This is a genomic window from Roseococcus sp. YIM B11640, assembly GCF_049727625.1.
GTDB lineage: Bacteria > Pseudomonadota > Alphaproteobacteria > Acetobacterales > Acetobacteraceae > Roseococcus.
Genome location: NZ_JBBJOZ010000001.1, coordinates 99,875 through 114,133, shown reverse-complemented (window position 1 = coordinate 114,133; position 14,259 = coordinate 99,875). Strand labels below are relative to the sequence as shown.

Below are 14,259 nucleotides of genomic sequence, written 5' to 3'. Positions count from 1 at the left end.
CCCGCGAACCGCGCCGGCCATGATGGGCCGGTGACGACACCTCCCGCCATCACCGCTCGTGCCTGGGGCATGCTCCTGCTGCTGGCGCTGCTCTGGGGGGGGTCCTTCTTCTTCGTGGGCGTTGCCGTGCGCGAATGGCCGCCGCTGGCCATCGTGGTGGCGCGCGTCGGCCTGGCGACGATCGCGCTCTGGGCCGTCGTCGCGGCGCTGCGGCTGGAATTGCGGCGCGACAGCCCGGCGTTGCGGGCGCATCTGGGCATGGGCGTGCTGAACAATGCCGTGCCCTTCCTGCTGATCGTCTGGGCGCAGGGCTCGCTGCCTTCGGGTGCCGCCTCCATCCTGAACGCGACCACCCCGCTCTGGGGCGTTCTGCTCGCCCATCTGGCCGGGGCCGAGAAGGCGACGCCACTGCGGATCGGCGGGGTGCTGCTGGGTTTTCTGGGTGTGGGCTGGATGGTCGGCGCCGATCCGCTCGCCATGCCTCTCGGGCCCGCGCTGGCGATGTGCGCGGCGACCTTCAGCTACGGGCTCGCAGGGCTCTGGGGACGGCGCTTCCGGGCGCTGGGCATTCCACCCCTGGTGGCCGCGGCCGGGCAGACGAGCGCGGCAACGCTGATCCTGGCGCCCGCGCTCCTGTTGGCGCTACCGCCCTGGACGCTGCCCGCGCTGTCATGGGCAGCGGCCGGGGCGCTGCTGGGGCTCGCCCTGCTCTCCACCGCGCTGGCGTACCTGCTCTACTTCCGCATCCTGGACGCGGTGGGACCGGTGAACCTGCTGCTGGTGACGCTGATCATCCCGGTCTTCGCCGTCCTGCTGGGCGCCGCCTTCCTGGGCGAGCGCCTGGCCACGCAACATCTGACCGGGATGGTCCTGATCGCCGGCGGCCTGGCCCTGATCGACGGGCGGCTGCCGCGGCGGGTCTTTGGCCGCTAGCGGCTGATCCGCGAAGGCGGAGGCGCGAAGCGGCGAATCAGCCACCCAAAGGGGCTGAAGCTTGGCCTCAGCGCGAGAGGCGCTGCGCCGCCATCGGCAGGGTCAGCACATTCTCGGTGCAGGCGTTGATGCGCCGGCGCTCTTCCGCGACGCCGCCCTGGTAGACCACGCGCACGTCATACATGCAGTCACCCGGCGGCAGGTTGAACGGGCGGTTGGCGCCGGGCTGGATGACCTCATTCGCGCCCAGCTGGTCCTGGCCCCAGCTCTGCTGCGAGGTCAGCGAGATGTAGACGTTATTCACGATGTTGGAGGTCGCGTTCTCCATCCGGAGGGCGGGATTGCCTCCGGGCGAACCGCCCGGCGCGCCGGGCTGCGGCTTCTGGGCGAAGGCGGGGCCGGCGAGGCAAAGGGCCGTAGCGGCGGCTAAGGCGGTGCGGCGGAACATGCAATCCTCCCACGGAATACTGTCCTGATCATAGATCGCGATTCGCGCGGGCGAAACCCGCAAGAGGCTGAAAGGTTGGGTTTCTGTCGCTCGCTAAGTGACTAAACCGTCCGGACGGTCCAGTGGGATGTTGAAAAACCGTCCAGACGGTATACTTGTTTCCCATGCCCGATACCTCCCTGCCTTCCCATAGCGTCGACGCCCGGACCCGCATCCTCGACGCCGCGACGCGGATCGCCGCCGAGCGCGGCGTGACCGCGCTGACCTTGGATTCGGCCGCTCGCGAGGCAGGCGTGTCCAAGGGGGGGCTGCTCTATCACTTCGCGTCCAAGGAGGCGCTGCTGAGCGGCCTCCTCACGCGCCTCACGGAATCCATCGAGGCGGAGTTCGAGGCGGTCTGGACCGCCCAGCCGGAAGGCCGCGGCCGCACGACGCGCGCCCTGCTCGCCTGGGCCTTCGACAATCCCGAGATGGTCTGCGCCCATCACGAACAGGCTGCGGGCATCTTCCTCGCGGCCTTCCACCAGGATCCAGCGCTGCTGGACCCGGTGCGCCAGTTCTTCGCCCGTACCCGCGCGCGCCTGATGGAGGATGGCCTGCCGCCAGGCCATGGCTTCACCGTCATGGCAGCCTGCGACGGGCTCTTCATGGCCGACATCTTCCAGATGTACGAGCTGGACGAGACGCAGCGCCAGGAGATCCGCCGCGCGCTGGAGACCCTGCTCCGGGAACCCTCCGCATGAGAAGGAGCGTTCTCATCGGCGCCGTCGCGGCCCTGGGGCTGCTCGGCGGGGGCGCCTGGTACCTGCTCGACGCCAAGGAGCCGCCGCCGGCCGCTCCCGTCGCGGTCGCCGCGCCGACGGGTGTCGGCGCCCTCGGCCGCGTCGAGCCCGCCTCGCGCGTGCGGCGGCTGAACCAGCCGGGCGGCATGGCGGTCACGCGGCTGGAGCGTCTGTTGGTCGAGGAAGGACAGGAAGTTCGCGCCGGCCAGATCCTTGCGGAATTCGCCGACGCCCATCTCAAGGATGCGACCGTGGCGCAGAACGAGGCCGCGCTCCGCGAGCAGAGAGCCGCGCTCGAGCGTACCCGGCAGGCGGGGCGCGAGAGCGAGATCGCAGCCCAGCGCGCCCGCATCGCGAGCCTCGGCGCCCAGGAGGAAATCGCGCGACGCGACGCCGCGCGAACGGACCGGCTCGTTCCGTCGGGCGCCGGCTCCGAGGCCGTGGCGGAGCGCAACCGGTTCGCGACCATGCGCCTCAGCGCCGAGCGCGCGCAGGCCGAGGCTGACCTCGTCACGCTCTCGACCCCACGGCCCGAGGATGTGGCTCTCGCCGAATCCCGCGTCGCGGCCGCCGAGGCCGCGCTGGCCAAGGCGGTGGCGGATGCGCAGCTCGCCCGCGTCACCGCGCCGTTGGATGGAACCATCCTCCGCATCTTCGCGCGGCCAGGCGACCAGGTCGGCAGCGATGGCCTGCTGGAGATGGCTGATCTCTCGCGCCTCGACGTGGTGGCGGATGTCTTCGAGACCGACCTGCCGCGCCTTCGCCTAGGCGCCCTCGCCGAGGTGACGATTCCGGGCGAGCGCCGCCGCGTCCGCGCGACCCTGCGCGATATCGGCTGGCAGGTGCGCCGCACGACCCAGGCGGGCACCGATCCGGTGGCTGCCGTGGATGCCCGCACGGTCGAAGTGCGGCTCTCGCTGAGCGAGGAGGGGGCCGAACTTCTTCGCCGGCGGACCAATATGCAGGTCCAGGTCTTCATCACGGGCGATGCCACGCCGGTCGCCTCGCGATGAACGAGATCCCTTCCCCCTCCCGGCTGCTGCCCTGGGCGCCAGAGCGTAATGGCGAGGCATCGCCTCCGCCGCCCCAGCGTGCGAGCGAGCCTTGCCTGTCGGGCCTCGACGTCTTCCGCCTTCCTCTGCGCCTCGCCTGGCGACAGCTTCGCGCCGAAAAATCGAAGCTCGCCGCCGCCATCGCGGGCGTGATGTTCGCTTGCGTGCTGGTCTTCATGCAGCTGGGCTTCCGGGGAGCGCTGTTCGACAGCGCCACCAACCTGCTCGGCGCGATGCGGGCCGACCTCTTCCTCATGCATCCCATGACGGATGCGAGCTTCCGCCCCGAACCCATGCCTCGCGTCCGGGGCTTCCAGACCCTGGCGGACCCCGATGTCGAACGCGCCGTGCCGATCTACATGGCGCAGGCGAGCTGGCGGAACCCCGAAACGGGCCGCCGCCGCGCCGTGCAGGTCATCGGCTTCGACGCCGAGGCCGGAGCCATTGCCTTCCCCGGCCTCGCGCCGCTGGTGGATGCGCTGAAGCGGCCTGACACGCTGGCCTTCGATACGCGTTCGCGTCCCGAGTTCGGTCCGGTCGGCCAGCTCTTCGGCGAGCGCGGCAATTTCGACGTTCAGATCAACAACCGCCGGATGAATCTCATCGGCCTCGTCGAAATCGGGCCGAGCTTCGGCGCCGATGGCAACGTGGTGATGAGCGAGACGAACTTCCGCCGCGTGGTGGAGCGCCGCACCTCCAACGCCGACCTGATTGCGCTCAAATTGCGCGATGGCGCGGATCTCCAGGCGGTCCAGGCCCGGCTGCGCCAACTCCTGCCCGGCGACGTCGTGGTGCTGACCCATGCGGAGCTGGTGAAGCACGAGCGCACCTACTGGGAAGAAGGCACACCGATCGGCTTCATCTTCGTCTTCGGCAGCCTCATGGGCCTCGTGGTCGGGATGGTGATCGTGTACCAGATCCTCTTCTCCGACATCGCCAGCCACATCTCCGAATACGCGACGCTGAAGGCGATGGGCTACTCCAACGGATATCTCGCACGGGTGGTGATGAGTTCGGCGCTCATCCTCGCGGTGGTGGGTTTCATTCCCGGCTTCGGCCTGTCCTGGTTCCTCTACGACGTGGTGGGCAAGGCGACCTTCCTGCCTCTCTTCATGCATGCCGGCCGGGCACTCGCCGTCTTCCTGCTGATCTTCGCGATGTGCTCGGTCGCGGGCGTGCTCGCGGTGCGCAAGCTGCGCGATGCCAATCCGGCGGACATGTTCTGATGGCCACCGAAGCCCCCGTCGAGCTGAAGGACGTGACCTTCGCCTATGGCGCCGGGGAACTTCGTCGCAACGTGCTGCGCGAAGTGGACCTCTCCGTCGCGCCCGGCGAAATCGTGCTGCTGACCGGCCCCTCCGGCTCGGGCAAGACGACGCTGCTGACGCTGGTCGGCGCGCTGCGCGCCATGCAGCTCGGCTCCTGCCGGGTGCTGGGGCAGGAGCTCGCCGGCGCTTCCGAAGGGGATCGTGTGAAGTTGCGCCGGCGCATCGGCTTCATCTTCCAGAACCACAACCTGCTCGGGTTCCTCACGGCGCGGCAGAACGTCGCCATGGCGATGGAGCTCGACAGCCGGATGACGGAAGCCGGACGCCTGGCGCGCGCCGGCGAGATGCTGGCCGCCGTGGGCCTCACCGGCCATGAGGAGAAGCCGCCCTCCCAGCTCTCCGGCGGCCAGCGTCAGCGCGTGGCGGTGGCGCGCGCGCTGGCGGGCTCGCCGGGTCTGATCCTGGCGGACGAGCCGACGGCCGCGCTCGACAAGGTGAGCGGGCAGGAGGTGGTGCACCTGCTGCGCGACCTCGCGCGCGGCCAGGGCGTGCCCATCCTGCTGGTGACGCATGATCCGCGCATCCTGGACATCGCGGACCGGATCATCGCCATGGAGGACGGGCGTATCGTGCCGGCGACTACAGCCGCCAGCCCTGCCCCCGAGCCAGCAGGGCTTCCGCCTCCTCGGTGATGTTGCGCACGATCTCGCCCGCCGGGAGCACGTCGTGGATCATGGAGATCGCCTCGCCCGCGATCACGGCCGCCACGTCGAAATCGCCGGCCTCGCGCGCGGCGGCGTAGCGGGGACCTTCCTCCGCCATGTGGCGCGTCAGTTCCAGCTCGCGGTCCATCCACTTCCTGGCGTGCTCGTTCATCAGCACGCGGCCGGTGAAGGGCGCGGGCCAGATGTTGTTGCGCGAGATATCGAAGATCAGGCTGCGGATGGTATCGTCGCCCGAGGCGTTCACGATGCGCCGCTTTGCTTCCTCGTTCGCCGCCGCCTCGATGCTCGCGTAGAAGCGCGAGCCGAGGACCACGCCCTCGGCGCCCAGCATCATGGCCGCGGCGAGGCCACGACCGTCGCCCACGCCACCGGCCGCGACGACCACCGCCTTGTCTCCCACGGCATCCACCACCGCCGGTACCAGCGCGAAGGTGCCGCGCGAGGCGCCATGGCCACCGGCTTCCGCACCCTGCGCGACGATGACGTCGGCGCCCTTGGCCAGCGCCTCCTCCGCCATCGCCACACTCTGCACCTGGCAGATGACTTTGGCGCCGGCCGCCTTGGCGCGTTCGGCATGCGGGGCGGGATCGCCGAAGGAAAGCCATACGGCGTCGGGCTTCGCCTCCAGCGCCAGGTCCAGCAGCTCGGGCTGCTTGGCCATGCTCCAGGTGATGAAGCCGATTCCGAACTTGAGGCCCGTCCTTTCCCGCGCGGTGGCGAGCTTGGCCGCCTCCTGCCGCAACCAGTCGGCATCGCCATAGCCGCCGCCCAGGATCCCGAGGCCGCCCGCGGCGGAAACCGCTTCCGCCAGGCGCGCGTCCGCCAGCTTGTCCATGGCCGCCAGCAGGATGGGCCGCTCGATCCCGAAGAGCTGCGTGAGGCGCGTGCTGATCGACATGGCGCGGTTCCCCCTGACGGCGCCCGATGCTAGCGCAGCCGGCCCGGGGCGCGAGGGGAAAAGCGTCAGCCCCCCTGCGTCGCCAGCATCGCGGCGGCCAGGTCCTCGCCCGCCCAGCCAACGGATTTGAAGAGCGTCACCTGCGCCTCACTGGTCCGCCCTGGGTGTTGGCCGCGGCACAGCTCGGCGAGGTCGCACGCGATATCGTCAGCCGTGACGTGGCCTTCGGCGATCGCCTGGACGATATCCCCGGCCTCGGCCAGCGCGCCGATCCGCGTATCCACCACGCAAAGGGCCCGGGCCAGGGCGGCGCCGTCGGCCTCGCGCATATCGGCACGGAAGGCTCCGACGAGGTCCACATGCATGCCGGGCGAAAGCGATGCCCCATGGATCAACGGCTCCCGCGACAAGGTCGCCGAGCTCACGATGTCGAAGCCGGTCGTGTCGGGCGAGGCAGCCGCACGCGCCGGAACGCCATGGACCGCGAGCCGCATGGCCAGCGCCGCCGCCTGCTCCGGCCGACGGGCCCAGATGGCCACCTCCTCCAGCTGGAAGCTGGCCGCATAAGCCTCGGCCAGGGCGGCGGAGACCTTGCCCGCGCCTATAATCAGGAGGCGCCGCGAATCGGGCCGCGCTAGGAAGCGCGCCGCCAGGACCGAGGCCGCGGCGGTCCGGCGGTCCGTCAGCTCGCCGCCGTCGAGGAGGGCGATGGGCGCGCCGGTCACGGCATCCGACAGCAGGTATTCGGCATGGACGGCGGGCAGCCCCCGGCCGGTGTTCCCGGGGGCCACATGCACGATCTTCACCCCCGAATGGGTCGCGCCCACGGCGGGCATCATCAGGAGGGTGCCGCCTTCGGGCAGATCGTGGCGGTGGCGGAGCGGCGCGTAGCAGCCGGCCACGAACATGGCTCTCAGGGCCTCCACCAGCCCGGCCCAGGGCAAGCGGGCCGCGATTTCTGCCTTATCCAGTTGCAGCATGGTCATCCGGGGCGTGATTAGGGGATCATTGTGCGATTGATCGGTGGCGCCTCCTAGCGCAGCATCAGCGAACCAACGAGGCGGCACACGGCCCGCACACCGACTGGGGAGACTTGGAATGAAATCCATGCGTCGTAAACTGGCCAGCGCGCTCGGCGCGGCCGCGGCCATCGTCGCTACCGCCTTGCCGGCCGTGGCCCAGGCGCCCGCCCCCGCGGCGCCCGCACCGGCCGCCGCGCCCGCCGGCAATTCCGGCTCGCCCACGCTGGACGCGATCCGTGCGCGCGGCACGTTGATCTGCGGCGTCAGCACCGGCCTTGCCGGCTTCTCGGCGCCCGACAGCCAGGGCGTGTGGCGCGGCTTCGACGTCGATTACTGCCGGGCGGTCGCGGTGGCGATCTTCAACGACCCGAACAAGGTCCGCTTCGTGCCAACCACGCCGCAGGTCCGCTTCACCGCGCTGCAGTCGGGCGAGGTGGATATCCTGGCCCGCAACACGACGTGGACGCTCTCGCGTGACAGCGCGCTCGGCCTCGACTTCGCGGGCATCAGCTTCTTCGACGGTCAGGGCTTCATGGTGAAGCGCAGCCTGAACGTGCAGAATGCGGCGCAGCTCGACGGCGCGACCATTTGCGTCCAGCCCGGCACGACGACCGAGCAGAACCTGGCCGATTGGGCCCGCAGCATACGGGTGACGATCCGCCCCGTCGTGATCGAGCGACAGGAGGACAATGTCGCCGCCTATGTCGCCGGCCGGTGCGACGCCTATACGACGGACGTCTCGGGCCTCGCCTCCGTCCGCTCCCAGCAGCAAAACCCGAACGACCACGTCATCCTCCCCGACGTCATCAGCAAGGAGCCGCTGGGCCCGCTGGTTCGCCATGGTGATCAGCGCTTCGCCGACATCGTGCGCTGGATTCACTTCGGCCTGATCGGCGCCGAGGAGCTCGGCATCACGGCTGCCACCGTGGACCAGGCGGTGGCGAACGACACCCGGCCCGAAGCCCAGCGCATGCTCGGCCGTACCGGTGACCTTGGCCGGGGCCTGGGCCTCGACAATGGGTGGATGGTCCAGGTCATCAAGGCGATGGGCAATTACGGCGAAGTCTTCGAGCGCAATCTGGGGCCGATTGGATTGCAACGGGGCCGCAATGCTTTGTGGACGACCCCCGGCGGCCTGCAATACGCTCCTCCTTTCCGGTGAGACGCGCAGGCTACGGCTTGGTTTGACTACCGGGGCCAGGGTGCTAACCCCTGGCCTCCCCCCGAAGGCGGAACACCGCCAAAGGGTTCTTGGAACAGGGATCGACATTCATGTCTGGGGCCTCCACCGACCCGCGCCTTTTGCGCAAGGCGCCGCCGCGCCCGCTCCGCCTCTCATGGTCGGATGAGCGCTTTCGCAATATCATCTGGCAGATCCTCGTCGTTGGCCTCGTCGCGGCGGTCTTCTTCTGGTTGTGGTCGAACACCCGGTACAACCTCGAGGTCCGGCGCATCGCCACGGGGTGGGGCTTCCTGGGCCGGGAGGCCGGCCTGCCGATCGGCGAGCACCTGATCCCCTACGATCCGTCCAATACCTATTTCCGGGCCTTGCTTGTCGGCGTGCTGAACACCTTGAAGGTGGCGCTGATCGGCATCGTGCTGGCGACCATCCTCGGCACGCTCCTGGGCGTTGCTCGGCTTTCCAAGAATTGGATGCTGGCCAAGTTCACGGCCGCCTATGTCGAGATCGTGCGCGATTTGCCGCTGCTGCTGCAGCTCCTCTTCTGGTACGCGGTGCTTCAGGGACTGCCGGGGCCGCGCCAAGCGATCAACCCCGTCACCGGCGTCTACCTCTCCAACCGCGGCCTCAAGCTCCCCTTCTTCGAGTGGGACCCGGCGCATAGCTGGGCGCTGCTGGCCTTCGTGGTCGGCCTGGTGGCGACCTTTCTCTATCGCCGGCACGCGCGGGCGAAGCAGATGCTGGACGGCCAGCCGCGTCCCGTCTGGTGGGTCGCGATCGTGCTGATCATCGGCCTGCCGCTCGCGGTGTGGGCGGCGCTGGGCGCGCCCTTCACGCCGGATGTCCCGGCGCTCCGCGGCTTCAACTTCCGCGGCGGCCTCGATGTCAGCCCGGAATTCTTCGCGCTGCTGCTGGGCCTGACTCTCTACACTGCGGGCTTCATCGCCGAGATCGTCCGCGCCGGCATCCTGGCCGTGAGCCAGGGTCAATGGGAGGCCGCCGAGGCGCTCGGCCTGCCGCGCGGGCGGGTGATGTCGCTGGTCGTCCTGCCGCAGGCGATGCGCGTCATCATCCCGCCGATGACGAGCCAGTTCCTGAACATCACCAAGAACTCCTCGCTGGCGGTCGCCATCGGCTACCAGGACATCGTGAGCATCGCGAATACGACGCTGAACCAGACGGGCCAGGCGATCGAGGGCATCGCCATCATCATGCTGGTCTATCTGACCATCAGCCTGTCGATCAGCCTCTTCATGAATTGGTACAACGCCAAGATTGCCCTGGTTGAGCGGTGAGGATCAGGACATGAGCGAAGTCACCGCAGAACCCACCCTCGCCGCCCCGCCCGAGCCGCGCCGCGCGCCGATCAGCATGATCGGCCCGGTAGCCTGGGCCCGTCAGAACCTCTTCGCCAACTGGTGGTCGACCGCGATCACGCTGGCGCTGATCTACCTGCTCGTTCGCGCCGCTGTCGGCTTCGTGAACTGGGGCTTCATCAACGCCATCTGGTCCGTCCCCGTGAACGCACAGGGGGTCGCGAACACGGAGGCCTGCCGCGCCGCCAAGGGCGTCGGCGCCTGCTGGGCCGTGATCACCGAGAAGCACCGCTTCATCCTCTTCGGCACCTACCCCTATGAGCAGCACTGGCGCCCCGCCTTGGTCTGCGTGCTCTTCATCGGCCTCTACATCGTCTCCGCCATGCGCCGCTTCTGGCGGTGGGAGCTGTCGCTGGTCTGGATCGCCACGCTTACCTTGATCGGGATCCTGATGTGGGGCGGCGTGTTCGGCCTCTCTTACGTCCCGCAGGAGCGGTGGGGCGGCCTGCCCATCACCCTGATCCTCGCGACCTTCGGCCTGGCCTTCGCTTTCCCGCTGGCGATCCTGGTCGCGCTGGGCCGGCGCTCTCAGCTGCCCGCGATCAAGGCTCTGTGCGTTCTCTATGTCGAGCTGATCCGCGGCGTCCCGCTGATCTCCCTGCTCTTCATGGCGAGCGTGATGTTCCCCCTCTTCCTCCCCGAGGGGCTGAACATCGACAAGCTGCTGCGCGCGCAGGTGGCGATCATTCTCTTCGCCGGCGCCTATCTGGCGGAGGTCGTGCGCGCCGGGCTGCAGGCGCTGCCCAAGGGCCAGTACGAGGCGGCCGATGCGCTCGGCCTCAGCTACTGGAAGAAGATGGGCTTCATCATCCTGCCGCAGGCGCTGCGCCTCGTGATCCCGCCCCTGGTGAATACCTTCATCGGCTTCTTCAAGGACACGTCCCTGGTGCTGATCATCGGCATCTTCGACCTGCTAACGGCGGGCAAGACCGCGATCATCGAGCCGGCGTGGCAGGGCTTCGGCGTCGAGGTCTACATCACGCTGGGCATCATCTACTTCATATTCTGCTTCGCCATGTCGAAATACAGCGCGGGGCTTGAGGCGGAGTTCAACCGCCATCGGCGCCGGTGATCCCCGTATGACCTTTCTCTCCTGGAGTGCCCCACATGTCGGCTGCTGAAACCCTCGCCTCCTCGGTCCGCAAGGGCGTGCCGGCCATCGAGCTGAACGGCGTGAACAAGTGGTATGGCGCCCTGCATGTCCTGCGGGATGTGAATCTCAACGTGGCGATGGGTGAGCGTGTGGTGGTCTGCGGCCCTTCCGGCTCGGGCAAGTCCACCCTCATCCGCTGCATCAACCGCCTGGAGGAGCATCAGGAGGGGCAGATCATCGTGGACGGCATCGAACTGTCCAACGATCTGCGCAGCCTGGACGCCATCCGCCGCGAGGTCGGCATGGTGTTCCAGAGCTTCAACCTCTTCCCGCACCTGACCATCCTCGAGAACTGCACCCTCGCTCCCATCTGGGTCCGCAAGATGCCCAAGAAGGAGGCCGAGGAGCTGGCGATGGAGTACCTGACCCGGGTCCGCATCCCGGAGCAGGCGAACAAGTATCCGGGCCAACTTTCAGGCGGCCAGCAGCAGCGCGTGGCCATCGCCCGCGCGCTCTGCATGAAGCCCAAGATCATGCTCTTCGACGAGCCCACTTCGGCACTCGACCCCGAGATGATCAAGGAGGTGCTCGACACCATGGTCATGCTCGCCGAAACCGGCATGACCATGATCTGCGTGACCCATGAGATGGGCTTCGCCCGCCAGGTCGCCGACCGGGTGGTGTTCATGGATCGCGGCGAGATCGTCGAGCAGGGCGTTCCCCAGGAACTCTTCGCCAATCCCCGTACGGACCGCCTCAAGACCTTCCTCAGCCAGATTCTCCGCGGCCACTGACGAGGCGGACCACCGGGCTGCCATGGTCGGGCCAAGTCTGATAAGGGAGAGGCGTTGCATCGAAGCGCCCTCCCCGGCCATGGCCATTCCGTGACTGCATCGAACTCCTCAAACAAGCTGACAGCGGCCACGATGCTGGGCGTGCTCGGCGTCGTCTATGGCGATATCGGGACCTCGCCGCTCTATGCGCTGAAGGCCGCGTTGCTGCATTTCGAGGATGGCGGCATCGAGGAATGGGAGGTGCTGGGCGTCCTTTCCCTGATCTTCTGGTCGCTGATGCTCACGGTCACGATCAAATACGTGGCCTTCGTGATGCAGGCGGACAACAAGGGCGAGGGCGGCATCATGGCCCTGATGGCCCTGGCCCAACGCACCGCGAGCACCGAGCGCGGAAAATTCGTCATCGCGATCTTCGGCATCACTGGCGCCTCGCTCTTCCTCGGCGACGGCATGATCACGCCGGCGATCTCCGTGCTGTCGGCGGTGGAAGGCCTCAAGGTCATCAACCCGGTCTTCGAGGACGTGGTGATCCCGCTGACGCTCGGCGTGCTGCTGGCGCTGTTCCTGGTGCAATACCGGGGCACCGGCAGCATGGGCCGCGTCTTCGGTCCGGTCTGTGCTCTTTGGTTCGCGACGATCGGCGTCCTCGGCCTGATCGAGTGCGTGCACTATCCGCCCGTTCTGGCCGCTCTCTCGCCCTGGCCGGCCATCAACTTCGCGCTCCACTATCACCTGGCCGCCTTCATCGCGATGGGCGCGGTGGTGCTGTCGGTGACGGGCGCCGAGGCGCTCTACGCGGATATGGGCCATTTCGGGCGCAAGCCCATCCGCCTGGTCTGGCTCTTCTTCGTGCTGCCCGCGCTGACGCTGAACTATCTGGGCCAGGGAGCCCTGCTGCTCCGCCACCCGGAGGCGATCAGCAACCCCTTCTTCATCCTGGCGCCCGAGTGGTTCCGTGCGCCGCTGGTGCTGCTGGCCACCGCGGCCACCATCATCGCCAGCCAGTCGATGATCTCGGGCGCCTATTCCATCGCGCGGCAATGCGTGCAGCTCGGCTTCGCGCCGCGGCTCGAGGTCAAGCACACCAGCGCGACCTCCGAGGGGCAAATCTACATGCCCCAGGTCAATTTCGCGCTGCTCGTCGGCGTCGTGATCCTCGTGCTCGAGTTCAAGAACAGCGACAGCCTCGCGGCGGCGTACGGCCTGGCCGTGACGGGAACCTTCCTCTGCACCACCGTCCTGGCCCTGCTGGTCTTCCGGCGGCAGTTCGGCTGGCACTGGCTGCTGGTCGGGCTGGTCTTCACGCCGCTGCTCCTGCTCGACTTCTCCTACTTCATCGCGACCGCGCTGAAGATTCCCGAGGGCGGCTATGTACCGGTCGTCATCGGCCTCGTGACCTTCTCGCTCATGTACATCTGGTACCGGGGGCGGGAGCTTCTCTTCGTCCGCTTCCGGCAGGACAGCCTGCCGCTCAAATCCTTCCTGGCCCGTCTGCCCCAGTCGCGCACCATCCGGGTGCCGGGCATCGCGGTCTTCATGACCGGCCAGGCCGATTTCCTGCCGGGCGCGCTGCTGCACAACCTCAAGCACAACAAGGTGCTGCACGAGCGGGTGCTGTTCGTGACCGTCCGCAACGAGGACATCCCCAACGTCGCGCCGGAGAAGCGGGCGGAGGTGACGGAGCTCGGTCCCGATATCCACCGCGTCATCCTTTGCTACGGCTTCCAGGAAAGCCCCAATATCCCGCGCGAGCTGGAGCGTCTGGCGGCCGAGGGCCACTTCGCCTTCGAGACCATGCAGGCGAGCTACTTCCTGGGCCGCGAAACCGTGGTGGCCGCTGCCGTGCCCAAGATGTGGCCCTGGCAGCAGTGGATCTTCACGCTGCTGTCGCGCAACAGCGTGCCGGCCACTGAATTCTTCAAAATTCCATCCGACCGCGTGGTCGAACTGGGTGTGCGCGTCGCGATCTGATGCTGGCCTTGCGTTCCCTGCTCTTCAATATCGCCTTCTTCACGTCGGCCGGTCTGGCCGGCCTGATCGGCCTGCCCCTGCTCTTCGGCCCCAAGCGCTGGCGGAACGCCGGAATGCGCGGCACGGCGCGCATGGAGCTCTGGCTGCTCAAGCTCATCTGCGGCATCGACATTCGCGTTGAGGGGCAGGAGTACCTTCCACGCCAGGGCGCCGCGCTGATCGCGGCGAAGCACCAGTCGGCCCTGGACACCATCGTCTGGTTCGGCCTGCTGCCCGATGTGGCCTATGTGATGAAGCGGGAGCTTTTCCGGATTCCCATCTATGGGTGGTTCGCCCGCCGCGCCGAGATGATCGGCGTGGATCGCAGCGGCGGCGCCCAGGCCATGCGGGCCCTCATGCGCGACGGCAAGCGCGCGGTCGAGGAAGGCCGGCAGATCGTGATCTTTCCCGAGGGCACACGTACCAGCCCGGGACAACAGGTGCGCTACCAGCCAGGCATCGTGGCGCTTGCGGCCGCGACCAAGCTGCCGGTGATCCCGGTGGCCACCAACTCCGGCCTGTTCTGGAGCCGCCGCGCCTTCACCAAGCGGCCCGGCACGGTGATCGTGCGCGTGCTGCCCCCGCTGACCGAGCAGCGGGATGAGCTTCTGACGAGGTTGGAAGCGGTGATCGAGGCCGAGCAGCCGGCGCTGGAAGGGCGCTGACCACGGGCATGGC

The 14,259-nt window shown here is 68.2% G+C and carries 14 protein-coding genes; 11 read left to right on the top strand and 3 right to left on the bottom strand.

Annotated features, from left to right (window positions below):
• The first annotated feature begins 30 nt into the window (after positions 1-30).
• Positions 31-933 (top strand): DMT family transporter, encoded by a 903-nt coding sequence (locus WJM96_RS00575; RefSeq protein ID WP_424810470.1) that lies wholly within the window; start codon positions 31-33, stop codon positions 931-933.
• A 67-nt stretch (positions 934-1,000) separates the two neighbouring features.
• On the opposite strand, the gene WJM96_RS00570 is transcribed toward WJM96_RS00575, so the two are convergent.
• Positions 1,001-1,381: a hypothetical protein gene (locus WJM96_RS00570; protein ID WP_424810469.1), complete on the bottom strand. Its 381-nt coding sequence runs from the start codon at positions 1,379-1,381 to the stop codon at positions 1,001-1,003.
• Between the two features lie 164 nt (positions 1,382-1,545).
• Here WJM96_RS00570 and WJM96_RS00565 point away from each other — a divergent pair, with 164 nt between their 5' ends.
• From WJM96_RS00565 to WJM96_RS00550, 4 genes are read left to right on the top strand one after another with little or no spacing between them, the layout of a single operon-like run.
• Positions 1,546-2,124, top strand: a complete 579-nt coding sequence (locus tag WJM96_RS00565) for a TetR/AcrR family transcriptional regulator (RefSeq protein ID WP_424810468.1) — start codon at positions 1,546-1,548, stop codon at positions 2,122-2,124.
• The gene (locus WJM96_RS00560; RefSeq protein WP_424810467.1) at positions 2,121-3,176 is read left to right on the top strand and encodes an efflux RND transporter periplasmic adaptor subunit; all 1,056 of its coding nucleotides are present in this window, start codon (positions 2,121-2,123) and stop codon (positions 3,174-3,176) included. The genes WJM96_RS00565 and WJM96_RS00560 overlap by 4 nt, the downstream gene beginning before the upstream one ends.
• The gene (devC, locus tag WJM96_RS00555) at positions 3,173-4,441 is read left to right on the top strand and encodes an ABC transporter permease DevC (RefSeq protein WP_424810466.1); all 1,269 of its coding nucleotides are present in this window, start codon (positions 3,173-3,175) and stop codon (positions 4,439-4,441) included. The genes WJM96_RS00560 and devC overlap by 4 nt, the downstream gene beginning before the upstream one ends.
• Positions 4,441-5,175, top strand: coding sequence for an ATP-binding cassette domain-containing protein (locus WJM96_RS00550; protein WP_424810465.1), 735 nt, complete (start codon positions 4,441-4,443; stop codon positions 5,173-5,175). Before devC ends, WJM96_RS00550 begins: the two co-directional genes overlap by 1 nt.
• Here the strand turns inward: WJM96_RS00550 and WJM96_RS00545 are convergent.
• The gene (locus WJM96_RS00545; protein WP_424810464.1) at positions 5,123-6,106 is read right to left on the bottom strand and encodes an NAD(P)H-dependent flavin oxidoreductase; all 984 of its coding nucleotides are present in this window, start codon (positions 6,104-6,106) and stop codon (positions 5,123-5,125) included. The genes WJM96_RS00550 and WJM96_RS00545 overlap by 53 nt on opposite strands.
• Positions 6,107-6,171: 65 nt before the next feature.
• A complete protein-coding gene (locus tag WJM96_RS00540; protein WP_424810463.1) occupies positions 6,172-7,086 on the bottom strand; it encodes an ornithine cyclodeaminase family protein in 915 nt (304 codons plus the stop codon).
• Positions 7,087-7,213: 127 nt separating this feature from the next.
• On the opposite strand from WJM96_RS00540, the gene WJM96_RS00535 reads away from it, so the two are divergent.
• The 6 genes from WJM96_RS00535 to WJM96_RS00510 all read left to right on the top strand — a co-directional run bounded on the left by WJM96_RS00535 (position 7,214) and on the right by WJM96_RS00510 (position 14,246).
• The gene (locus WJM96_RS00535; RefSeq protein WP_424810462.1) at positions 7,214-8,290 is read left to right on the top strand and encodes an amino acid ABC transporter substrate-binding protein; all 1,077 of its coding nucleotides are present in this window, start codon (positions 7,214-7,216) and stop codon (positions 8,288-8,290) included.
• A 110-nt stretch (positions 8,291-8,400) separates the two neighbouring features.
• A complete protein-coding gene (locus tag WJM96_RS00530; protein ID WP_424810461.1) occupies positions 8,401-9,603 on the top strand; it encodes an amino acid ABC transporter permease in 1,203 nt (400 codons plus the stop codon).
• A gap of 10 nt (positions 9,604-9,613) precedes the next feature.
• Positions 9,614-10,756, top strand: a complete 1,143-nt coding sequence (locus tag WJM96_RS00525) for an amino acid ABC transporter permease (RefSeq protein ID WP_424810460.1) — start codon at positions 9,614-9,616, stop codon at positions 10,754-10,756.
• Between the two features lie 35 nt (positions 10,757-10,791).
• Positions 10,792-11,571: an amino acid ABC transporter ATP-binding protein gene (locus WJM96_RS00520; RefSeq protein WP_424810459.1), complete on the top strand. Its 780-nt coding sequence runs from the start codon at positions 10,792-10,794 to the stop codon at positions 11,569-11,571.
• Between the two features lie 132 nt (positions 11,572-11,703).
• Complete coding sequence (locus WJM96_RS00515; RefSeq protein WP_424811801.1) at positions 11,704-13,542, top strand: potassium transporter Kup; 1,839 nt, start codon at positions 11,704-11,706, stop codon at positions 13,540-13,542.
• Positions 13,542-14,246, top strand: a complete 705-nt coding sequence (locus WJM96_RS00510) for a lysophospholipid acyltransferase family protein (RefSeq protein WP_424810458.1) — start codon at positions 13,542-13,544, stop codon at positions 14,244-14,246. Before WJM96_RS00515 ends, WJM96_RS00510 begins: the two co-directional genes overlap by 1 nt.
• Positions 14,247-14,259: the final 13 nt, after the last annotated feature.

Bases quoted from the DNA above. Each gene is read 5' to 3' on its own strand.
- WJM96_RS00570 (WP_424810469.1), bottom strand. From the start codon at position 1,381: ATGTTCCGCCGCACCGCCTTAGCCGCCGCTACGGCCCTTTGCCTCGCC.
- WJM96_RS00565 (WP_424810468.1), top strand. From the start codon at position 1,546: ATGCCCGATACCTCCCTGCCTTCCCATAGCGTCGACGCCCGGACCCGC.
- WJM96_RS00560 (WP_424810467.1), top strand. From the start codon at position 2,121: ATGAGAAGGAGCGTTCTCATCGGCGCCGTCGCGGCCCTGGGGCTGCTC.
- devC (WP_424810466.1), top strand. From the start codon at position 3,173: ATGAACGAGATCCCTTCCCCCTCCCGGCTGCTGCCCTGGGCGCCAGAG.
- WJM96_RS00550 (WP_424810465.1), top strand. From the start codon at position 4,441: ATGGCCACCGAAGCCCCCGTCGAGCTGAAGGACGTGACCTTCGCCTAT.
- WJM96_RS00545 (WP_424810464.1), bottom strand. From the start codon at position 6,106: ATGTCGATCAGCACGCGCCTCACGCAGCTCTTCGGGATCGAGCGGCCC.
- WJM96_RS00540 (WP_424810463.1), bottom strand. From the start codon at position 7,086: ATGCTGCAACTGGATAAGGCAGAAATCGCGGCCCGCTTGCCCTGGGCC.
- WJM96_RS00535 (WP_424810462.1), top strand. From the start codon at position 7,214: ATGCGTCGTAAACTGGCCAGCGCGCTCGGCGCGGCCGCGGCCATCGTC.
- WJM96_RS00530 (WP_424810461.1), top strand. From the start codon at position 8,401: ATGTCTGGGGCCTCCACCGACCCGCGCCTTTTGCGCAAGGCGCCGCCG.
- WJM96_RS00525 (WP_424810460.1), top strand. From the start codon at position 9,614: ATGAGCGAAGTCACCGCAGAACCCACCCTCGCCGCCCCGCCCGAGCCG.
- WJM96_RS00520 (WP_424810459.1), top strand. From the start codon at position 10,792: ATGTCGGCTGCTGAAACCCTCGCCTCCTCGGTCCGCAAGGGCGTGCCG.
- WJM96_RS00515 (WP_424811801.1), top strand. From the start codon at position 11,704: ATGCTGGGCGTGCTCGGCGTCGTCTATGGCGATATCGGGACCTCGCCG.
- WJM96_RS00510 (WP_424810458.1), top strand. From the start codon at position 13,542: ATGCTGGCCTTGCGTTCCCTGCTCTTCAATATCGCCTTCTTCACGTCG.